The sequence below is a fragment of the Collimonas sp. OK412 genome, from assembly GCF_900112135.1.
Taxonomy (GTDB): domain Bacteria; phylum Pseudomonadota; class Gammaproteobacteria; order Burkholderiales; family Burkholderiaceae_D; genus Collimonas; species Collimonas rhizosphaerae.
On the sequence record NZ_FOLC01000008.1, the window covers coordinates 108,626 to 131,228 of the forward strand.

A 22,603-nucleotide genomic window follows, 5' to 3' on the forward strand; every position below is an offset into this window, starting at 1 on the left:
CTGAGTTTTATCCCGGCCGCTGCGCTTGCGGGCAGCTGACCTGAAACAGCTGCCGGTCGGCCAGCCGTACCGCGGTAAGCTTGCCGCCCCACACGCAGCCGGTATCCAGTCCTATCAGGTTCGGCCTGAGCACCAGCCCCAGGGTCGACCAATGGCCGTACACCACCGTCACGTCCTGGGTCTGCCGTTGCGGCACATCGAACCAGGGCAGGTAGCCGGGCATGGAGATGCCGGTGCTTTCCTTGGCCGCCAGCTCCATGGTTCCGTCCTCAGTGCAAAACCGCAATCGCGTCAACGCGTTGACGATGCAGCGCAAGCGTTCGTTGCCTTGCAGCGCATCGTCCCAGCGCAAGGGCTGGTTGCCATACATTTCGCGCAAAAAGCCGACCCAATGCGGGCCGCGCAGCACAGCCTCGACTTCCTGCGCCAGCGCGACCGTCTTGGCGGCGGACCATTGCGGCAGCACGCCGGCGTGCAAGAACAGATGGTCCTGTTCCTGTAGCGCCAGCGGCCGCTGCCTGAGCCAGTCAAGCAGTTCGTCGCGATCGGGCGCGTCCAGGATCTCTTGCAGCGTGTCGGCCTTGTGCAGTTTGCGGATGCCGTGCGCGGCCGCCAGCAGGTGCAGGTCGTGGTTGCCGAGCAGGGCCTGGGCGCGATCGCCGAGGGAGCGGATCAGCCTGAGCGTCGCCAGCGATTGCGGGCCGCGGTTGACCAGGTCGCCGACGAAAATCAGGCGTGCATCCGGGGTGGCTGCGTCGATGCGCTCCAACAGGTTCAGCAGGCTTTGGTGGCAGCCTTGCAAATCGCCGACGGCATATAGGGTGGGACTGATAGATGTCATATTTTGCAGCGATGGAAGCAATGGAGTCCGCCATTGTAGATCGCTAGCCGGTTTTTCAGATACCTATTGTGGTTTGGCCGCAAGAGCAATACACAATACAGGATGGGCAATGTGGCACTTCCAAGGTTTGTTGTGGTCTGAAGCTTACTATTTAATGTCCAGTGTTGTTGAGTTGTTATTTCGCAACAATTTGTTACATTGCTTACCGCTCTGTACTTGGTCAAATGCGGGGAAATGATATTTAGGTAACTTATATTGCTTGCGAATAGTGGATAATTCAAGGTTACGCACGAATTTGGTGATTTCGAAGAAATGCGCGGTATCCGCTGATTGCGGCGCAAGGCTTCAGAACTCTATTTTTAGGATATATACATGATATTTATTACTGGCGGAGCGGGCTTTATCGGTTCCAATTTCGTACTCGACTGGCTGGCGCAAAATGATGAGCCTGTGATTAACTTCGATAAGCTGACTTATGCTGGAAATATGAACAATCTGGCGAGCGTTCGCCAAGATCCGCGCCACATCTTTGTACACGGTGATATCGGCGATACCGCCCAAGTTGCAGCCCTCCTTGCGCAATATAAACCGCGCGCCATTGTCCACTTTGCCGCGGAGAGTCATGTTGACCGTTCCATTCACGGTCCTGCAGCTTTTGTGGAGACCAATGTCAATGGTACTTTTGGCTTGCTGGAAGCTGCTCGCTCCTATTGGAGCGCATTGCCAGACGCCGAAAAGACGGCATTCCGCTTTCTGCACGTGTCGACCGACGAAGTCTACGGTACGCTGGGGCCCGACGATGCGCCGTTTACCGAAAACACGCAGTACGCGCCCAACAGTCCGTACTCGGCATCGAAAGCGGCTTCCGATCATCTGGTCCGGTCTTATCACCACACCTACGGATTGCCGACGCTGACCACCAATTGCTCCAACAACTATGGTTCATACCATTTCCCGGAAAAACTGATTCCGTTGATTATCACCAATGCCCGCGCCGGCAAGCCACTGCCGATATACGGCGACGGCCAGCAAGTGCGCGACTGGCTTTATGTAAGCGATCACTGCGCAGCAATACGCCGCGTGCTGGAAGCGGGTAAACCGGGGGAGGTATACAACATCGGCGGCTGGAATGAGAAAGCCAACCTGGACGTGGTCCATACCCTGTGCGATATCCTGGACGAACTCGATCCGAAGGCGGCCGGCAGTTACCGCGACCAGATCACCTACGTTACCGACCGCCCCGGCCATGACCGCCGCTATGCCATCGACGCGCGCAAGATCGAGCGTGAACTGGGCTGGAAACCGGTGGAAACCTTTGATACCGGCATCCGCAAGACGGTCCGGTGGTATCTGGCCAACCAAGATTGGGTAAAGGATGTCCAGTCCGGGGACTATCTGAAATGGGTTGAAAAAAATTACCAGCAGCGCCAGAGCTCTGCGGAGGTTAAATAATGATGGCACCGACATCTCAAAGCCGCAAAGGAATTATCCTCGCAGGCGGTTCGGGAACGCGTTTGTATCCTGTCACCATGGCGGTCTCAAAACAACTGCTACCGGTGTATGACAAACCGATGATCTACTATCCACTGACTACGCTGATGTTGGCGGGTATACGAGAAATCCTTATTATTTCGACGCCGCAAGACACACCTCGCTTCAAGGAACTGTTGGGCGACGGGCAGCAATGGGGTATAGAACTGAGTTATGCGGTACAGCCATCGCCTGATGGTTTGGCGCAAGCATTCATCATTGGGCGGGATTTTGTGGGTGACTCCCCATCTGCCTTAATCCTGGGAGACAACATCTATTACGGCCACGATTTCGAAACGCAGTTACTCGATGCCTCGGCCCGTATCGACGGTTCTACCGTATTTGCCTATCACGTGCATGATCCTGAGCGGTACGGGGTTGTCGAATTCGATGATCAACGCCGCGCTGTCAGTATCGAAGAAAAGCCATTACAACCCAAATCGCACTATGCGGTCACCGGGCTGTATTTTTACGACAATACTGTGTGTGATATCGCGGCTGGTATAAAGCCATCACCGCGCGGAGAGCTGGAGATTACTGACGTCAATCGCGTCTACCTGGAGCGCCATCTTTTGAATGTTGAATTGATGGGACGAGGAATGGCATGGCTTGATACTGGCACCCACGAATCGTTGCTGGAGGCGGGGCAATTCATTGCCACCATTGAAAATCGTCAGGGACTTAAAGTCGCTTGCCCGGAAGAGATTGCTTATCGTAAAGGCTATATCAGCACTGCAGAGTTGGAGCAATTGGCGCAGGCGTTGAAAAAGAATGGATATGGCAAATATTTATTGGGTCTATTGAAAGACAAGGTATTTTAAACATGCAAATACACATTACTAATATTCCGGAAGTCTTGATTTTCGAGCCTAAAGTTTTTGGTGACGAACGGGGTTTCTTTTATGAGAGTTTCAATGAGCGCCGCTTCAAGGAACTGACCGGCATCAGCACCAATTTTGTTCAAGATAATCATTCCAAATCTGCAAAAAATGTTCTGCGCGGATTGCACTATCAGATTCGTCAGCCGCAGGGCAAGCTGGTTCGCGTAGTGGCTGGCGAGGTGTTTGACGTCGCTGTCGATATTCGTAAAAACTCCCCTACGTTTGGCAACTGGGTAGGCGTTATCTTGTCGGCAGACAACAAAAGGCAGTTATGGGTGCCACCAGGCTTCGCCCATGGTTTTGTCGTGACCAGCGAATCCGCCGAATTTTTGTATAAGACAACCGACTATTGGGCGCCCGAATTTGAACGAAGTATTCTGTGGAACGACCCCGCGATCGGGATTCAGTGGCCGATCGACGGCATGCCGCAGCTCTCTGGCAAGGATCAGGTCGGTAAACTGCTGAGCGATGCCGAGGTATTCGAATGAAAATTCTGCTCACTGGAAAGAACGGGCAGGTGGGTAATGAGTTGGCGCGCTGCCTGCAGGGTTTGGGGGAAATCATTTGCCTTGACCGTACTCAAATGGATCTTGCCGACTTGTCGCAGGTACGCCAGGTTATTCGCCTGTCAAAACCCGATATCATTATCAATCCGGCAGCATATACAGCAGTTGACAAAGCCGAGAGCGAAATTGATCTTGCCATGCGCATCAATGCCGAGGCTCCCGCCGTCATGGCCGAGGAGGCGCAGAAGCTAGGTGCCGCGATGATTCATTATTCAACTGACTACGTATTCGATGGCACGAAGTCTGGTTCTTATACCGAAAACGATGAAACCAATCCGCAAAGCGTTTATGGACGCAGCAAGCTGGAAGGTGAAAAGGCGGTGGCGCAGCTTTGCAAGGCACATTGGATTTTTCGTACCAGCTGGGTGTTTGGTGTACATGGTGGCAATTTCTTAAAGACGATTTTAAGATTGGCCCAGGAACGAGACAGCCTGCGGATTGTGGCAGACCAGACCGGGGCTCCTACATGGGCGCGCACAATCGCGAAAACCACGGCAGCAGCTCTTCAATTGGGCTCGGTTGATCATATCCTTGCGACCGCCGGAGTTTACAATTTATGCGCTGGCGGTGATACGACATGGCACGGCTATGCGAGGCACGTGGTCACTCAGGCGAGGCAGCTTGGGATGCCCCTTAAACTAGTACCAGAATCCATCGAACCGATTCCTACTGAAGCCTATCCTGTGCCTGCCCCACGACCGCGCAATTCTCGTTTGTCGACAGAGAAACTGCAAAGTACTTTTAAACTCGCCTTGCCGGATTGGTGCGCTGATCTGGATATTTGCCTGAAAGAATTAATACAGGATACGAATGAAAAATCATAGTGTCTCACCTGTTGCCCTGGCAAGTTCGCTTTGGCAACATCGCAACCTGATTCGAGATCTGGCGCGTCGTGACGCCATCGGTCGCTACAAGGGATCTTTCCTGGGTATTATCTGGTCGTTGATTACGCCGCTCTTCATGCTCGCCATCTATACCTTCGTCTTTAGTCATATATTTAAGGCTCGTTGGGGCGCTACCGGCAGCGATTCAAAGACCGAGTTCGCCATCATTCTGTTCGCTGGACTTATCGTTTTCAATTTGTTCTCTGAATGTATCAGCCGCGCGCCAGGAATTATCCTTGGAAACGTAAATTTCGTTAAAAAAGTTGTTTTCCCGCTTGAAATTCTACCTTGCGTCAACCTGCTCTCTGCCTTGTTTCATGCCAGCATCAGCATTGCAGTCCTGCTTGTATTTGAGTTTCTGATTAAGGGTGCTGTTCCCGTTTCAATCTGGATGATTCCTATCGTATTGATGCCGCTCTTCCTACTTATATTGGGAGCAAGCTGGTGGCTGGCTGCTACAGGTGTTTTTCTGCGTGACATAGGTCAGACCGTTGGCATACTCATGACGGGATTGATGTTCGTCTCTCCTATATTTTTTCCGTCGTCTGCGTTGCCCGAAAATTGGAAGATTCTGGCCCAACTAAATCCCTTAGCTTTGCCAATTGAACAGGCTCGTCAGGTTATGGTATGGGGTACTGCCATTGATTGGACCCAATGGGCGCTCTATACCGGTGTCGCCAGTGTGATCGCGTGGGCGGGTTTTGCCTGGTTTCAAAAAACACGTAAAGGATTTGCCGATGTCCTCTGAATTTGCTATTCGCGTCAGCGGACTAGATAAATGTTTTAGTACCTATGATCGGCCACAAGATCGCCTCAAACAAAGTGTTTACAGCCTAGTTGCTCGCTTAATGCCACATGCGGCCCAACGCCAACGCTATCAGTTGAGAGCTCAAGCCTGTGCTCGCAATTTCTGGGCGCTCAACGACATAAGCTTTGAAGTCAAAAAAGGCGAAACGGTAGGCATTATCGGTCGCAACGGATCTGGCAAAAGCACACTGCTGCAAATCATATGCGGCACACTTTCTCCGACGCATGGGGAGGCCGACTTCAAGGGTAGAGTTGCCGCACTGTTGGAACTTGGATCTGGTTTCAATCCGGAATACACAGGTCGCGAAAATGTTTACCTCAACGGCCAATTACTTGGATTAACAAAGGAGCAGATCGATCTGCGCTTTGATGATATCGCTGCTTTTGCCGATATTGGCGACTTTATCGAACAGCCCGTTAAAACGTATTCAAGCGGTATGTTCGTGCGTTTGGCTTTCGCTGTCGCGATCCACGTAGATCCGGAAATTTTGATCGTGGATGAAGCGTTGTCGGTTGGGGACATTCAGTTTCAGATGAAGTGTATTGATCGAATGGAGGAAGTTCGCGCGCGCGGCACCACTATTCTGTTCGTTTCGCATTCACTCGAGCAGGTCAAACGCTTCTGCACGTCAGCAGTTTGGCTCGAAAAAGGTAGGGTACGGTTGGCAGGCGATTCCAACTATGTCTGCGACCAATACCGTGACGCCAGCTTGCTTGCGGCGGCAAAGACCAACGAAGGCAAGCATTCTCCGCAGCATACCGTTTTGAACGAAGAAGGTGCGCCAGCTGTCATTAAGTCAGTGAAAGCCAGTGCTAGTACTCTTGCACCATTCGATCCGGTGAGCGTTCGAGTCACTTATGTCGTTGGCGAGCGCGCGCTACCAAAATTGCTGCTCGGTGTTGCGATTAAGGACCCTAAAGGCACCTACATTTTTGGCCCAAACACGCATTTGGAAGGAGTCGCGATTCCTCATGCACCCGGTACGCATGTAGTCGAATACGTAATACCGCGACTACCTCTGCTGACAGGTACATACCTTTTTGATGTTGGTTTGTTTACCGATGGCGGACTTGTATGCCTGGACTATATTGGTTCATCAAGCGAATTTTGCGTGGTGGCCGAATACTTTAGCGAAGGCTTGGTATACATTGAACATGAGTGGAAGACCATTAGCCATGGATAAACAATCCTCTATACCATTCGATCAGTATCAACGTTATGGCATGGCGGCACGCGCCATCGAACGCGTGCGCATCGATGGACAGCCGCTGACAATCCTCGAAGTTGGTGCCAACACACACAAGCTGCTCGGGCGGCTATTACCGCATGATCGTATTATTTACCTCGATCGTGAAGTGCCTGAGGAAATGCGCGATCAACAAGACATCATTCTTGGTGATGCTACCGAATTAGCCCTTCCCGACGGTAGTTTCGATGTTGTTGTCACACTTGATGTTTTCGAACATATTCCGGCCGACAAGCGTGAGGCTTTTCTTCAGCATACTACTAGAATTGCCCGATTGCTGACCGTCATTGGCGCACCTTTCGATGAACCGGGGGTACAAGAAGCGGAGAAAAAGGCTAATGATTTCTGGAAAAGCCTTTTTGGTTATCCGTACCGATGGTTAGCTGAGCATGAAGAAGAGGGACTTCCAATGCTCGACTGGACAAAATCCAAACTTGATGACTTGCAACTCAATTATCTTGTTATTGGCCATGGCGATTTGAAATTATGGACTGAATTAATAACTGCACATTTTGCAAAAGAATATGTTGACGCATTACGTCCGGTAGTTGCCGAACTGGATCGACACTATCAGCAAGTGCTTTTTGATAATGATTTCTCCGATTCTTCTACTTATCGGCAATTCGTTTTTGTCTGTCGCCAGCCGAAGGTGCTGGAGTCATTGCGTATCTGGAGCGACACGCCAACACAACCAGTGAATATAGATATTGGGCATATACTCAGTACGTTAATGGAAAGCATTCCAGTTGTCGCGTTAGAAAAAGCGTCCGAAGTGAAGCGGAGCGATATGATTAAGGTCGAGCTAGATCAGGCGTGCAAAGAAATTGATGACAAATCGGTTGAGTCACAAAATCTCCACCGCGACCTTACTGCAGCTTTAGCCAAGAATAATACTTTACAAAGTGAAATAAGCCGGATGCGAGATGCAGGCAATATTTGTAAGGCTGAATTAGACGAAGTGCGCAGAGATCGTGACAATAAATCAATTGAGACTCTAAATTTTAGCCGCGAATTGACTAAAGTTCATGGTTCATTGTCATGGAATATTACCAAGCCATTGCGTAAACTAAGCGCATTGCGCCGACGATTGATGCCACCCAGAGTGACTCTTCGGTTGCAGCCGGCTCATGAGATTAATATAGGGGAGCGTGCCGGTGCGTTCATGAGCACAGGGAACGACCCCTATTTTTTACTGACTCCCGGCATTTTTCGTGTAATACCTGGTGGTAGGTGTTTGGTGCGTTATCGGGGTTCTGCGGCCAGCACGCTATCCCCCCAGCTTTATGTGGATGACGGCGCAGGGTTCCGAGAGGAGCTATCGTTCTCGCTAGGCGTTTGTAATGGAAATACAGTGGACCTCAGGTTGGATCTTCCGGCGAACATTAAGGCGCTACGGCTTGATCCACTATCCGAGCCGGGTGAATTCAGTTTTGAGTTATTCGAGATGATTAAAGCTGATTCAAAATGGGAAGCAATGAATTTGCTATTGAATAAAGGTGTTGAGAGTTTGCGCAACCCTAAGACGCTGGGCCGTCGTTTTTCTGGATTGTTTAAGTTGTTGCGGCATGGCGGCCTTGTAGGCGTGAAAGAGTATCTGTTGAAACAACACTCCTCAATAGATACCTATCAGTATGCAGAGTGGATTCGTGATTGTGATACTCAGTCCGAAGCTAATCGCCAGATCATGTTGGCTGAGGTGGAAATTTTTCCTGTCAGACCTCTGATTTCTGTGGTCATGCCTGTATATAACCCACCGGTGGAACTGCTTGACAAGGCTATCCACTCAGTACGGACCCAGATATATCCAAATTGGGAGCTGTGCATCGCCGATGATGCATCGAGTGATCCAGATGTACGACGGGTCATTGATCGGCATATTGCCGAGGATAGTCGCATTCGAGTTAAGTTTCGTGAGAAAAATGGTCATATCAGCGAGTCGACCAATTCAGCTCTGGAGTTGGCAAGCGGTGACTTTGTCGCATTCCTCGATCATGACGATCTATTGCATCCAGAGGCACTTTTTCATGTTGCTGCGATGATTGGTGCTAGTCCAGATGTGGAAGTAATCTATACCGACGAAGATAAAGTTTCTATTGAGGGTGTTCGGTCAGACCCTTTCTTTAAACCAGACTGGTCTCCTCATTTGGCTATTTCGCAGGCTTATCTTGGCCATTTGGTTTGCTACAAGTCCTCTCTTATAAAGAGGCTTGGGGGTCTTCGGCTTGGGGTAGAGGGTGCGCAAGATCATGATCTTTGGTTGCGTGCAGCGAATCAAACCCAATTTATAAAACATCTTCCAAAAGTGTTGTATCACTGGCGTATGCATGCGGGCAGTACTGCCTCGTCCGGTTCTGCTAAGCCTTACGCGCATGAAGCAGGCCTTTTGGCTGTCAGAGAATATTTAAAAACAAGATATCCCGATGCAGCTATTGATGCAATCAGCGGCGAGCACATGTTTACCTATCGCGCACGCTTTTGCTTACCGGAGAACTTACTGGTTTCGATCATCATTCCAACGAAGGACAAGGTAGAGCTGCTCGGGCCATGTATCCATGGAATACTCTCGCGCTCTACATGGAAGAATATCGAGGTAATCGTATTGGATAACAACTCGACGGAACCGGAAACTTTCAGTTACTTCAATCAGATCCAGAAGGAAGATGCTCGCGTTCGTGTTGTTAACTGCCCAATTCCTTTTAATTGGTCGCGTCTAAATAATATTGGCGCTCAAGAAGCGAATGGGGACGTGTTTGTGTTTTTAAACAACGACACGGATGTGATTTCTGAAGATTGGCTGGAACAGCTCGCAGGATATGCGCTATTGCCAGATGTTGGTACTGTCGGCGGCCTTCTTCTATTTGATGACGGTACTATTCAGCACAGCGGAGTCGTTGTCGGTATGAATGAATGGGCAGAGCACGTATTCAGAGGTGGTTTACCACTGCATCGTAATAGCCCCTTCGTATCGCCGGTGCTCACCAGAAATGTCTTGGCAGTTACAGGTGCCTGCGTAGCAATTGCGCGAGACAAGTTTAATGAACTGGGTGGTTTTGATGAAGAGTTCATTATCTGCGGTAGTGACGTTGAGATAGGTTTGCGCGCGCACAATCGAAAACTGTTTAATGTGTTATGTGCTGAAGTTCGCTTGTATCACTATGAATCGAAGACTCGAACTCCTCACGTACCTGAAAATGATTTCATCCAGTCGGATAAAAAATATGCGCCGTATCGATTGCATGTAACCGATCCTTTCTTTAATCCGAATCTCGATCTACATAGTACGAGTCCAAAATTCAAGCAAGCAAATGATAAAAAATCTGACTAAATTGCTTATTAGTAATTCGTATGTTCGAGGATGTTATCGTCGCATTTATGGAAAGATCAAGGGCGATATTGCAGCTATTCAATTGCCTGAAACGAGCGTGCCTGAAGCTACGCTTATTTCTTGTCGCTCATCGAGTATAGAGGGGCCTCGGATTAACCTGTTGGTTCCTGCTCTATCGATCAAGCACGTATTCGGGGGCATTGCAACGGCGCTAGATATTTTTCAAGCAATGACTTCTGGCATAGCGAATGTGCGTATTATTCTTACTGATGAGAGTAGTTTCCAATTCTCAGATAATCCGGCTTTTTCCGATTGGCAAATCGGAAAATTGGATGATGACGATAAATCCGGTCGCTGGATTATTCCAGCCGGTGATCGATACAATAAGACTTTGTGTGTTTCTGCCGGTGATCGATTTGTAGCGTCTGCATGGTGGACGGCTGTAACTGTTCGTCATATCCGTACATGGCAGCGTAATGTTTTCCCTACGTTAAGCAGCAACCGTTATGTTTATTTGATACAGGATTATGAGCCAGGATTTTATCCTTGGTCTTCTCGTTATGCTCTTGCGCAATCTACTTATCTTGAGACGGAGGGAATGATAGCCCTTTTCAATACCAGTATTCTTAGGAATTTCTTTATTGACGAAGGATACAAATTTGAACATGAGTATGCATTTGAGCCGCATATCAATATCAAACTTGCGGGCTTTCTCAATCAAGTTACGCCTGATATCAAGGAGAAGCGTATTTTGGTTTATGGGCGCCCTGGCGTGGCTAGGAATGCCTTTGAGTTACTTGTAATGGGGTTGCGCGAATGGGTTGAAAAAGATCCGAAGGCAAAGGATTGGACTATCGTTTCGGTAGGAGAGCCGCATTCTAATGTGGACTTGGGGAAAGGCTTGCAGATGCAGTCTTTTGGTAAATTATCTCTTGAAAGCTATGCGCAAGAACTTTTACGTAGCTCGATTGGATTATCACTAATGATATCTCCTCACCCCAGTTATCCACCACTTGAGATGGCGGCATTCGGGTTGAATGTAATTACGAACGGCTATAAGGCAAAGAATTTGTCTCAAGTACACTCCGGGATCACCAGCTTGATTAATATGTCACCTCTCTCTATAAGTGACGCGCTAATTCGTCTTACTGGCAATGACATAGCCAAAAATAGCGTCGCAATCACAACCAGTAATTTTTGGGCCGAATATATTAGTAAGGACGCTGGGTACTCAGACTTGGGTAGTCAAGTTCTTGAATTGATGTCCCTAAAACATTAGTGTCAATTGGAATTTTTGCAGAGGTGCGATTTACAGCGCCGCCTTTGAGTTGTGCAAGACTTCTTAGTATTTATACGCTATGAAAATAGTGCTTGATCATTCTGGCGATGTACCATTTCCCAGAGTGGTTTTTATCACTTACCCATGAAAGACCGGATACGTTGCGGTAATTTCTGAATGAAAATTCGGCGTCAGATTTAATGTGCAGCGTTGTTATGTTGTTATCGATACGCCTGATGCATTACTGGTAGTCGATCGCAGGATCTAAGGCATCTCTATGCGCAGTTGAAATTGTAAGACCATGGCGCGCATAAAGTCCATCGGACGCACCCTGTCTGCCCGGATACATGGAATCCTGGAGAGGCTCCGGTTCAAGGTTAAGGGTATTTTGGTCAAGCTGGCGAGTCGGTTGAGTTTGCAAGCAGGCCATCGCAACAGTGAATGCTGTAATGACAGCGATGACAGTTCGAGTTTTTTACATTTATTAATTAATTCCTACTTTTTATCTGATGCCAATCGTTCATATGGCAAGTAATTTTCTTCACTGAATTAGTCGAAAGGCCATCAATCAATTGGGACGCTGATTGGATAATAATTTCTGCCCATTTTTGCATCAGGAACCATGAAAAAAACCGCAATCATTACCGGCATTACCGGCCAAGACGGTGCGTACTTAGCGCAACTTCTGCTCGAGAAAAACTACACTGTTTACGGCACATACCGCCGCACCAGTTCAGTCAATTTCTGGCGCATGGATGGATTGGGTGTCACAACCCATCCTAACCTGCATCTGGTGGAATATGATCTTACGGATCTGGGTTCCACGCTGACTCTAGTCCAGAAAGTCCAACCCAACGAAATCTATAATCTTGCGGCCCAGAGTTTCGTCGGTGTCAGTTTCGACCAGCCGACCACCACCGCGCAAATTACCGGAATCGGGGCGCTGAACTTGCTGGAAGCAATTCGCCTGGTCAACCGGAAGATCAAGTTCTACCAGGCTTCGACCTCCGAAATGTTCGGCAAGGTCCAGGCTATCCCGCAAGTCGAAGACACGCCTTTTTATCCGCGCAGTCCATATGGCGTCGCCAAGCTCTACGCGCACTGGATGACGGTCAATTATCGCGAGAGCTACGACATCTTCGGTTCCAGCGGCATCCTGTTCAATCATGAAAGCCCGTTGCGCGGACGCGAGTTCGTCACGCGCAAGATCACCGATTCGGTCGCCAAGATCAAGCTGGGCCAGCTGGATTGCGTGGAGCTGGGCAACCTGGATGCGAAACGCGACTGGGGCTTTGCCAAAGAATACGTGGAAGGCATGTGGCGCATGCTGCAGGCGGACCAGCCGGATACGTTCGTGCTGGCCACCAATCGCACTGAAACCGTGCGTGACTTTGTGAGCATGGCCTTTAAGGGAGCCGGCATCGTTGTCGATTTCAAGGGTACTGCCGAAAACGAAACCGCGGTCGATGTTGCCACGGGAAAAACGATAATGAAGATCAATCCCAAGTTTTACCGGCCGGCCGAAGTGGAGTTGCTGATAGGCGACCCGGCCAAGGCCAAGGCCAAGCTTGGCTGGCAGCCGAAGACTACGCTGGAAGAACTTTGCGCGATGATGGTAGAAGCCGACTTGCGCCGTAATCGAGAAGGGTTTTCGTTTTGAGATTATTGCTTACCGGAGCTGATGGATTTACCGGGCGCCATTTTGCCGATAGCGCTAGCGCTGCCGGGCACCAGGTGACTGCGATCAGCTCTGATTTAAAAGACCGTGACGGCTTGAAGCAGGAAGTCCTGAAGGCTGCGCCGGAGGCGGTGATACACCTGGCTGCCATCAGCTTTGTCGGGCATGCGGACGCCAGCGCTTTCTATGACGTCAATGTCATCGGCACCCTGAACCTGCTGGATGCCTTGGCGGCGTTGCCGCAGACTCCTCAAAAGATTTTATTGGCCAGCAGCGCCAATGTTTACGGGAATTGCGAGCAATCGCCCATTTCTGAGCAGCAGGCGCCTGCCCCGGTAAATCACTATGCGATGAGTAAGCTGGCCATGGAATACATGGCGCGGAACTACCTGGACAGATTGCCGCTGTTTTTCGTGCGGCCGTTTAACTACACTGGAGTAGGACAGGCGGAGTCGTTCCTGATACCCAAGCTGGTGGCGCACTTTGCACGGGCCGCGGTGTTCGTCGAGCTGGGCAACCTGGATGTCGAACGTGAGTTCAACGACGTGCGGTTCGTCTGCGACGCCTACTTGAAGCTGTTGGACAAGGCCGTCCCGGGCGAGGTCTACAATGTCTGTTCAGGCAACCCGGTGACGCTTAAATCGGTAATCGAGCTGTTACGCAAAATTTCCGGGCATGAGCTGGAAGTCAGGGTAAACCCGGCTTTTGTACGTGCCAACGAAGTCCATCGTTTATGCGGCGTGCCGGCCAAGCTGGAAAAATGTGTCGGCGCATCGGTTCATCCATCGCTGGAAGAGACGTTGCAGTGGATGCTGAAAAATCAAACTTAAAGTAAAAGTCATGCTTATACCTGTCATCTTATGCGGCGGCGCCGGTTCCCGGCTCTGGCCAGTATCCCGGGAAATGCATCCCAAGCCATTTATCCGCCTGGAAAATGGCCAAAGCCTGCTGCAGAACGCCTGGTTGCGCGGAGCGAGTTTTGCGGATGTGACCGATATTCTCACCGTGACCAACCACGAGCTTTATTTCAAGGTTGAAAGCGAATATCGCGAAGTCGCCGGCAAGGCGCACAAGGATCTCGTCAACAGCTTTATCCTGGAGCCCTTCGGCCGCAATACCGCACCGGCGGTAGCCGCGGCGGCGATGCAGATAGCCGCGGCCCACGGCGAGGATGCATTGATGCTGGTACTGGCCGCGGATCATCTGATCGCAGACCAGGCAGCTTTTGCCCAGGCAGTGTCGACCGCGATGCAGCTGGCGCGGCAAGGCAAGCTGGTCACTTTCGGCATTACCCCGGAAGCGCCTGAAACGGGATTCGGCTACATAGAGGCCAGCGGCAATACCGTGCTGCGCTTCGTTGAAAAACCGACCTTCGAAAAAGCGCAAGAGTACGTCGCGTCCGGCTCTTATCTGTGGAATTCCGGCATGTTCTGCTTTTCCGCCGGGACTTTGCTGAAAGAGATGGCGCTGCATTGCCCGGAGATCGTGGAAACTACGCGCGTTTGCCTGCAGCAGGCTAGCAGGGCCGAGAGCAAGGGCGCCGCCAAGATTGAATTGTCCGCGGACGATTTCTCTCAGGTCCCGGATGATTCCATCGACTATGCTGTCATGGAGAAGTCGAAAAACGTTGCGGTTGTCCAATGCAGTATCGGATGGAGCGATATCGGATCGTGGCGCGCCCTTGGCGACCTGATCAGCCCGGATGACGAGGGTAACCGCATCGAAGGCAATGTCATGATCCACGATGTGAGCAACACGCATATCCAAAGCCATGAACGCATGACCGGCGTTGTCGGCGTGGACAATCTGATTATCGTTGATACGCCTGATGCGTTGCTGGTGGTCGATCGCAGCCGTGCGCAGGATGTAAAGCATCTCTATGCGCAGTTGAAATCGCAAGGCCATGACACGCATAAAGTCCATCGTACGGTGCATCGTCCGTGGGGGACGTATACGGTCCTGGAAGAAGGGCCGCGTTTCAAGATCAAGCGTATCGTGGTCAAGCCGGCGGGCCGCCTGAGTTTGCAGATGCATCATCACCGCAGCGAGCACTGGATTGTGGTGAGCGGCATGGCAAGGGTTGTCAACGGCGACAACGAATTGTTTGTCAATTCGAATGAATCTACCTATATCCCTGCAGGTAACAAGCATCGCCTTGAAAATCCAGGGGTTGTCGATCTGGTCATGATCGAGGTGCAAAGCGGCGATTATCTGGGCGAGGACGATATCGTTCGATTTGACGACGTATACGGCAGGAAATAGTTCTTTTACATCAATCGTCAGCCGTATTTTTGATGGGCCGGGCTTTTGCCCGGCGCCAGCATATTCTTGATATTTTTCAGCCGAGACAGATAGTGACTCCATCCAATTAGTTGTTGTTGTGATGTTGTAAATCTGCAAATCTATCAATCTGACTTTTGTCCGTCGAGATCGTTAAGAACCGAACGGGGCCTGGAAAACTGAATTGGTCAACGCCTCGCGAAGAAAGCAGAGCCGCTTGATGGAAACATGGAACGGATTGAATGGAGGCATTGGCCCATTGAAGACTTTGATTGGTCAACCAACTGATGGTGGAATACGATGATGGCGCGTAAGGATGCACTTACATGCGGAATAGTGCTCTGTACTTTTAATGGCTTGTCTTATCTGGACGAGCAGTTGACTAGTCTTTTGGCGCAGGATCGGCAGCCCGACCGGGTTGTGATCTATGACGACGGTTCAAATGACGGCACATGGGAAGTTATCAAAGAATGGGCGCAACGAGCGCCTTTATCTGTTTCAGTCCACCAGCAGTCCGAGCGCGTAGGGTATGTGCGCAATTTTGAAGCGGCCGTACAAGCATTGGATACGGATCTGATTTTCTTGTGCGACCAGGACGATGTCTGGCTGCCGCACAAGATTGCCTTGATGGCGCAGGCATTTGAGGATCCGCCGGACCTGCTCTTGTTGCATACCAATGCCAAGTTGGTTGATGCCAATGCCGAAGACCTCGGGATTTCCTTATTTGACGCACTCGAATTGTCGGAGTTCGAACATGCCGCTGTATTGACAGGAAACGCACTGCAAGTATTATGTCGACGCAATCTGGTCACCGGAGCCACGGCTGCTTTTCGTCGTCGCTTGCTGGATATTGCCCTGCCGTTCCCGGCAGCTTTGGTACACGATGAATGGCTCGGACTTGTTGCGGCCGCTTATGGCAGGATCACCTTGCTTGATGCGTCGACGATTCTTTATCGGCAGCATGCAAATAATGCGCTAGGCATGCCGTTGGAAAAATCAAAGCCCGGAGGTTTGACCCCGAGGGGGGACTTTCATGCAAAATTTGCAGTGCGGGTCGCGGAGTTGGTGAGTCTGCTGTCAGAATTGACGCCGGCCGGCGCCGTTGAGCCACCTCCAATACTGCAGGAAATGAAGACGCATATCGAATTTCGAGCAAATTTGCCTGTTGAAAACGTGAAACGGGTGGCAAGCGTTTTGTCAGAGTGGAAAAGCGGTCGTTATGGCATTTTTTCCAATGGCTTCCGCAGCGTGTTGCGAGACATCGCGAATTATTTAGATTCAAAGTACCAAGCCTTTGGCCGCGAGCGGCGATTCTGTCCGATGTCTCATCAGAGGTGGCATAATGCCGGCCGCTTGGCCCTGAGCCGACCACAACCCTCGATTGATCAATGACGATGGCGCTGTTGTGCCAATGCTTCTCTCGTGCTGCTAAATGCTTGTCAAATGGCGGCCCCGACAAGTAATCATCTTTTTTGGAAAACTGGATTGCCTGGAACTGGCTAGTTGATTATTGACCGATTATGGCAAACGTTGTTTCTATCACCGTAGCGTATCAGCCGGATCCGGATTTGCTGGAGCAGCAGTTGCGCGCGCTTGCATCTCAAGTGAATATGATCGTGGTGGTGGATAACGGCAGCGATAATGTGTCCGACTGGCATTCGCGCATTGCGGCCGACACCGGCGCCCGCGTTTTGCGGCTTGCCGGCAACGTCGGCATAGCCGCAGCCCAGAATGCCGGCATCCGCTTTGCGCAGGAGGCCGGCGCCAGCCATGTGCTGTTGATGGATCACGACAGCATCCCGGAACCAGGCATGGTTGATGCTTTACTGGCTGCCGAATCGCGGTTTTTGTCAAAAGGTGTCAATGTTGCGGCGCTTGGCCCGGTGCGCATCGATCGCCGTACCGGATCGTTGTCCGGATTTGTCAGGCAGCAGGGCGCAAAAATCGGGTGGGTGACCTGTGCCGCTGCCGTGGATGGATTGGTCGAGGCAGATTTCTTGATCGCCTCCGGAAGCTTGATACCTGTTGCCGCATTGGACGTGGTTGGCTTGATGAATGAAGGCTATTTCATCGACCACGTGGATACGGAGTGGTGTTTGCGGGCGCGCGACAAGGGACTGGCGATTGTCGGCGTATGCGCCGCAAGGCTCAGCCACCGCCTTGGCGACAGCGTAGTGCGTGTCTGGGTAGGGTATTGGCGTGAAGTGCCTCTGAATTCGCCAGTGCGTAATTATTATATGTTTCGCAATACCGTGCTGATGATGCGGTTCGCGCCCATGCCTTGGGTATGGCGGCGAACCCATGTGTTTCGCTTGCTGCAGTATGTCGTCTTTTCCTCTATCGCCGTTGCGCCGCGCTGGAAGCGGATCGGCTTGATGGCGAAGGGTGTCTGGCACGGATTGAACGGGCGTACCGGTCCCTTGGCCGTATTGATTGATCGAACAACAACCGATGGTGATGCAGTATGAAGCAGGGCGATGAAGATAAGCTGACATGCGGAGTGGCGTTATGTACCTATAACGGGCGCGCTTATCTGGCTGAGCAGTTGGCTAGTCTTCTGGCACAGGAACGCCGGCCGGATCAGGTTGTGATCTATGATGACGGCTCGGCAGACGGCAGTTGGGAGTTTGTGCAGGAATGGGCGCAGGAAGCGCCGTTGCCGGTTACGGTGCACCGGCATCCGGAACGCGTAGGTTATATCAAGAATTTTGAAGCCGCAGTACAGCTGCTTGATACCGACCTGATTTTCCTGTGTGATCAGGATGATATCTGGCTGCCGAATAAAATTGCCTTGATGGCAAATGAATTTGAAAAGCATCCGGACCTGTTTTTGTTGCACACCAACGCCAAGCTGGTCAACGCCGCGGCCCAGGATTTGGGCGTTTCCTTGTTCGAGGCGCTGCGATTGTCGGAAAGTGAGCGCCAGGCCGTGCTGGCGGGAAACGCGCTTGAAATATTATGCCGGCGCAACCTGGTTACCGGCGCCACGGCAGCCTTTCGTCGCCGTTTGCTGGATATTGCCTTGCCGTTCCCGGCTTCCCTGGTGCACGATGACTGGCTGGCCATCGTCGCGGCGACGCATGGGCGTATGAGCTTGCTCGATGCGCCTACGATTCTTTACCGCCAGCATGCGAATAACGCGCTTGGGATGCCGTTGTCGAAATGGCGGATATGGGCTTTGCTGAGTGCGCCGCCGGGCCAGTTTCATAAACGCTATGCGGCACGGCAAGGAGAGTTGATGCGGCAGCTGACAAAATTGTCCGCGATGAATGCCGCCAAAGCGCCTTCATTTTTGCCTGAAATGAAAAAACATGTGGAATTCCGCTCGAATCTCCCCTCGGGTAATTTGAAACGAATTGCAAGCATTTTCTCGGAATGGAAGAGCGGCCGTTATCATGTGTTTTCAAATGGCATTCGCAGCGTAGCGCGGGATATTGTTAATCGCTAGGATGTATTTATGATAATTACAATGGCAGGAAAGTTATAATTCCAAGACTAAGGGTGATATTCCCTCTTTTCGCTTATATAACTATATTAAATAATTAATGATGACTCCCAGATTTTCAATTTCGATCGTTAGCCATGGTCATGGAAAATATATCGAGAGATTGATTGGAGATCTGGTGCGTTTGAACCGGCCAGACGTCGAGGTAATCCTCACATTGAATTTGCCGGAGTCTTTTGCTTTCGATTCCTCTGCGATGCCATTTGATTTGAGGGTCATAAAAAATGACCGGATCAAGGGATTTGCCTCGAATCACAACGATGCTTTTTCCATCAGCAAGGGCGAGAATTTTGTTATCTTGAATCCCGATATCAAATTGGGTACAGATCCGTTTGATGTCATGCTGTCGGTAATCAAAGAGAATCCCAACTGTATTTGCGCGCCGCTGATTGTAAATAAAAATAACAAAATCGAAGACAGCGCCCGTAATTTTCCCAGTCCGGTTTTATTGGGGAAAAGGCTGTTGAGCCGAGTCTTTCATTTTTCCTTGCCGATGGAAGTGCTGGCTGTAAAAGGGGACGTCATCATGCCCGATTGGGTGGCCGGCATGTTCATGGTGATTCCGCGCGAGATTTATAAGCATCTGCATGGCCTGAGCGAGCGGTACCATATGTATTTCGAGGATGTCGATCTGTGTGCGAGGGCGCGCCTGGCCGGCTACCAGGTGCTGGTGAACCAGCGCGTGAGCGTGATCCATGAGGCGCAACGCGATAGCCACCGCAAATTGCAGTACCTGTCCTGGCATGTCCAAAGTGCGATGAAGTTCTTTACCTCCAGCGCTTATCTGAAGATCAGCGCGAATCGCTTGCTGGCCAATATGTCCAGGAAATAAATCTGATGCCGGCCATGACGTGCGGGCGTTTCATACGGGTTCACATTATCTGGCTGGCATGCTTGCGCTTAATGCGAAAACAGCGCGCAAGTGTCGCCGGAACTGTGAAAAATTTCTGAATCATGTAGTTTGTGGAGTGCCATAATGGCCCTCGTTTGACATATCGGCGCTCTCTGGAATGACCTCTTTTCTCATCAGTTTCGTTATCTCATTTCTGGCAACGATGGTCGTATTGCGGTTGGCGCACCATGGCCATGTCCCGCTAGACCATGATCTCACCGGCGTCCAGAAATTCCATGCCCGGATCGTGCCGCGCATCGGCGGTTTGCCGCTGTTCATTGCCTCGATATCGGCCGGGGCCATTACGTATTATCGCGATGCGCCCATAGGAATCCTGATATTGCTTTTGATGGCTTCGTCTGCCGTGGCGTTTCTTGCCGGCCTGGTAGAAGACCTGACAGGCAAGGTGCGGGCGATGCATCGTCTGCTGCTGACCATGGTTTCCGCTGCTGTCGGGATTTACCTGTTGAACGCGGTTGTCGTGCGCGTCGATGTCTCATGGCTGGACACGCTCATGAAATATCGCTGGGTGACTATTCCGCTGACCATCGTCCTGGTCGCAGGGATAGCCAATGCGGTCAACCTGATCGACGGCTTTAACGGACTGGCGAGCGTCGTCACCATGTTCATGCTGTTTTCGCTTGGCTACGTTGCGTGGCAGGTCAATGATGTCTTTGTGATGACTGCCGCACTTGTGATCGGGGGGGCCATCGCCGGTTTCCTGTTATGGAACTATCCTTTCGGCCTCATCTTTCTCGGCGACGGCGGCGCTTATTTCATCGGTTTCATGTTGGCCGAACTGGCGATATTGCTGGTGGCGCGCAACCCGCAGATATCCGCATGGTATCCGGCTTTGTTATTGGTCTATCCTGCATTTGAGACGGTATTTTCCATCTATCGGCGGCTCCTGGTCCGGCGGACCTCGCCTGGCATGCCCGATGGGATACACCTGCACAGCCTGATTTTCCGTCGCGTCGTGCGTTGGGCGGTCGGCTATCGCGACGCTCGCATGATTACCCGCAGCAACTCACTGACGTCGCCCTATTTATGGGCCCTCTCCTTGATGGCGGTGGTGCCGGCAACGTTGTTCTGGCGCCATCCCTGGATGTTGCTGAGTTTCTTCCTGATATTCGTACTGTCGTATGTCTGGTTATACCTTCGCATTGTGCGTTTCAAGGTGCCAGGCTGGATGGCGATCAAGCGGCGCCACAAGAAGTAGAAGGTGAATGCCCTTCATCGCCTGTTCTCGCAAACATCGGGTTTTGTTTGTTTCGGGATTGACGGTAGAGGATGTATAGGAACCGCCATATTTTCAAAGTGGCGCCGGTAACGGCCACGACGCAGCTGCAGGTTCTGGCTCTTGAATATGGTTTTTAAAGAGATTGCCATGTTGCGATTTTTCATCTTCAACCTGTTGGGAAATATCATCCCGATGCCGATCGCATTGATCTGCGTCCCCGTGATCTCTCATCACGCCGGCGTCGACCGCCTGGGAGCCTTGGGCGTCGTATGGGCTTTGGTCGGCTACTTCAGTTTTCTCGATTTCGGCTTGAGCCGCGTGGTTACGCGTCGCATCGCCCATGCGATTGAGAACGGGCGCCTGTTCGACGAGTTGTCCGAGTTGCGCAGCTTCTTCCTGTGGTGGGCGATCCCGGTGATGCTGGTGATCGCCCTGATATTGCTGATTGCCGGCTCAACCATCGGCCATATCTGGTCTGAAGGCCAGATCGCCATGGAAATCGACAGCGTATGGAGCTGGATTGCCTGGTGCGTGCCGATTACCCTGGCGACCAACTGGTTTCGGGGCATGCTTGAAGGCATGCAGCAATTTGGCCGCTTGAATGTGCTGCGGGTTGTCTTCGGCAGCTGGAACTATGCGGCGCCGGCAATCATCGTGCTCTGGTATCCCAATCTGCAAGCAATGGTCATCAGCATTGTGCTGGGACGGATATTAGCGTTGGCCGCGCATATACTCGCCTGTGTTGTTGTCGAACGCCAGATTGTCTTTGGCCCCACCCCTCGGAAAACCGGTTCGCTCAGGCTTTTTTTCCGTGAGGGAGGGTGGATGACCGTGTCGAACGTTATCAGCCCCTTGATGGTGTACTTCGACCGATTCCTGCTGGCCTCCATGGTGCCGGCGCGGGCGATTGCCTGGTACGTGGTTTCGCTTGAGCTGATGATGCGCACCAGCGTGATACCCGGAGCGCTCGCAAGCGTGCTGTTCCCGAAATTCTCGAAAGTGCATGGCGCCTCGGAAAGCGGCGCCGAGGCATATTTATACGAGCGCGGCATTCGTATCATCGCTTCCATCATGCTGCCCGTATGCGCCATCGCAGTGATCCTGTCGTATGAAGGCATGAAATTGTGGATGGGCGAATCATTTGCATTAAACAGCTATCGGATAATAGAGATTATTGCCGTTGGGATATTCGTCAATTCGGTGGCGCATTTCCCGTTTGCCTGGGTGCAGGGAACAGGACGTTCACATTTGACTGCACGCCTTCATCTGGCAGAACTGCCGCTGTATATGGCTGGCCTGTATTTTGCCGCCATCAATTGGGGAATCCTCGGCGCTGCATGGATGTGGACGATACGCGTATCGCTGGATTGCATTGCTCTTTTGTGGATGGGACCATCGGCAGCGCGGCGCAAGATTTTTCCTTTTGTCTGTTTGGGAACGGGATTCCTGCTGTTTATTGGTTTCCTGGATGGAACGAACCTGTCGATAACGCAGCACGCGGTGCTGGGAACAACATGGATAATGCTCGCCTTCGGTATTTCGTGGTTTGTATTTCTTCCCAAAAGCGATCGTAAGGTATTGGTTAAATTAAGCTGGTCAATTACAAAAATTTTCGGTTAATCGCAAACTTTATATACGTTGATCGATC

General features: G+C 51.2%; 18 protein-coding genes. 17 read left to right on the forward strand and 1 reads right to left on the reverse strand.

Annotation, left to right across the window (positions count from 1 at the left end; genetic code table 11):
- Nucleotides 1-7: 7 nt before the first annotated feature.
- Nucleotides 8-841, reverse strand: a complete 834-nt coding sequence (locus BM062_RS10970; RefSeq protein ID WP_092396712.1) for a symmetrical bis(5'-nucleosyl)-tetraphosphatase — start codon at nt 839-841, stop codon at nt 8-10.
- 372 nt (nt 842-1,213) lie between these two features.
- Here BM062_RS10970 and rfbB point away from each other — a divergent pair, with 372 nt between their 5' ends.
- The 17 genes from rfbB to BM062_RS11055 all read left to right on the forward strand — a co-directional run bounded on the left by rfbB (nt 1,214) and on the right by BM062_RS11055 (nt 22,575).
- Nucleotides 1,214-2,293 carry a dTDP-glucose 4,6-dehydratase gene (gene rfbB / locus BM062_RS10975; RefSeq protein ID WP_092396714.1) on the forward strand — a complete coding sequence of 360 codons (1,080 nt, stop codon included), beginning with the start codon at nt 1,214-1,216 and terminating at the stop codon, nt 2,291-2,293.
- Nucleotides 2,293-3,192: a glucose-1-phosphate thymidylyltransferase RfbA gene (gene rfbA / locus BM062_RS10980; RefSeq protein ID WP_371326577.1), complete on the forward strand. Its 900-nt coding sequence runs from the start codon at nt 2,293-2,295 to the stop codon at nt 3,190-3,192. The genes rfbB and rfbA overlap by 1 nt, the downstream gene beginning before the upstream one ends.
- Before the next feature lie 2 nt (nt 3,193-3,194).
- Complete coding sequence (rfbC, locus tag BM062_RS10985; protein WP_092396716.1) at nt 3,195-3,740, forward strand: dTDP-4-dehydrorhamnose 3,5-epimerase; 546 nt, start codon at nt 3,195-3,197, stop codon at nt 3,738-3,740.
- Entirely contained in the window at nt 3,737-4,642 is a 906-nt protein-coding gene (gene rfbD, locus BM062_RS10990; protein ID WP_092396718.1) for a dTDP-4-dehydrorhamnose reductase, read from the forward strand. Before rfbC ends, rfbD begins: the two co-directional genes overlap by 4 nt.
- On the forward strand, nt 4,629-5,450 hold the full coding sequence (locus BM062_RS10995) for an ABC transporter permease (protein ID WP_092396720.1): 822 nt from the start codon (nt 4,629-4,631) through the stop codon (nt 5,448-5,450). Before rfbD ends, BM062_RS10995 begins: the two co-directional genes overlap by 14 nt.
- Complete coding sequence (locus BM062_RS11000; RefSeq protein WP_092396722.1) at nt 5,440-6,693, forward strand: ABC transporter ATP-binding protein; 1,254 nt, start codon at nt 5,440-5,442, stop codon at nt 6,691-6,693. Before BM062_RS10995 ends, BM062_RS11000 begins: the two co-directional genes overlap by 11 nt.
- Nucleotides 6,686-10,081, forward strand: a complete 3,396-nt coding sequence (locus BM062_RS11005; RefSeq protein ID WP_175500958.1) for a glycosyltransferase — start codon at nt 6,686-6,688, stop codon at nt 10,079-10,081. The genes BM062_RS11000 and BM062_RS11005 overlap by 8 nt, the downstream gene beginning before the upstream one ends.
- A complete protein-coding gene (locus tag BM062_RS25005) occupies nt 10,062-11,360 on the forward strand; it encodes a rhamnosyltransferase WsaF family glycosyltransferase (protein WP_139220025.1) in 1,299 nt (432 codons plus the stop codon). Before BM062_RS11005 ends, BM062_RS25005 begins: the two co-directional genes overlap by 20 nt.
- Nucleotides 11,361-11,982: 622 nt before the next feature.
- Nucleotides 11,983-13,020 carry a GDP-mannose 4,6-dehydratase gene (gene gmd, locus BM062_RS11015; RefSeq protein ID WP_092396728.1) on the forward strand — a complete coding sequence of 346 codons (1,038 nt, stop codon included), beginning with the start codon at nt 11,983-11,985 and terminating at the stop codon, nt 13,018-13,020.
- Complete coding sequence (locus tag BM062_RS11020; protein WP_092396730.1) at nt 13,017-13,868, forward strand: GDP-mannose 4,6-dehydratase; 852 nt, start codon at nt 13,017-13,019, stop codon at nt 13,866-13,868. The genes gmd and BM062_RS11020 overlap by 4 nt, the downstream gene beginning before the upstream one ends.
- A gap of 10 nt (nt 13,869-13,878) precedes the next feature.
- Nucleotides 13,879-15,300 carry a mannose-1-phosphate guanylyltransferase/mannose-6-phosphate isomerase gene (locus tag BM062_RS11025; RefSeq protein ID WP_092396732.1) on the forward strand — a complete coding sequence of 474 codons (1,422 nt, stop codon included), beginning with the start codon at nt 13,879-13,881 and terminating at the stop codon, nt 15,298-15,300.
- A gap of 318 nt (nt 15,301-15,618) precedes the next feature.
- On the forward strand, nt 15,619-16,710 hold the full coding sequence (locus BM062_RS11030; protein ID WP_092396734.1) for a glycosyltransferase family 2 protein: 1,092 nt from the start codon (nt 15,619-15,621) through the stop codon (nt 16,708-16,710).
- A gap of 128 nt (nt 16,711-16,838) precedes the next feature.
- On the forward strand, nt 16,839-17,786 hold the full coding sequence (locus BM062_RS11035) for a glycosyltransferase family 2 protein (protein WP_092396736.1): 948 nt from the start codon (nt 16,839-16,841) through the stop codon (nt 17,784-17,786).
- Nucleotides 17,783-18,766, forward strand: coding sequence for a glycosyltransferase family 2 protein (locus BM062_RS11040; protein ID WP_092396738.1), 984 nt, complete (start codon nt 17,783-17,785; stop codon nt 18,764-18,766). Before BM062_RS11035 ends, BM062_RS11040 begins: the two co-directional genes overlap by 4 nt.
- Before the next feature lie 97 nt (nt 18,767-18,863).
- Nucleotides 18,864-19,655 carry a glycosyltransferase gene (locus BM062_RS11045; protein WP_092396740.1) on the forward strand — a complete coding sequence of 264 codons (792 nt, stop codon included), beginning with the start codon at nt 18,864-18,866 and terminating at the stop codon, nt 19,653-19,655.
- A gap of 178 nt (nt 19,656-19,833) precedes the next feature.
- Complete coding sequence (locus tag BM062_RS11050) at nt 19,834-20,934, forward strand: MraY family glycosyltransferase (protein ID WP_092396742.1); 1,101 nt, start codon at nt 19,834-19,836, stop codon at nt 20,932-20,934.
- A 168-nt stretch (nt 20,935-21,102) separates the two neighbouring features.
- The gene (locus tag BM062_RS11055; RefSeq protein WP_175500959.1) at nt 21,103-22,575 is read left to right on the forward strand and encodes a flippase; all 1,473 of its coding nucleotides are present in this window, start codon (nt 21,103-21,105) and stop codon (nt 22,573-22,575) included.
- The last annotated feature ends 28 nt before the right edge of the window (nt 22,576-22,603 follow it).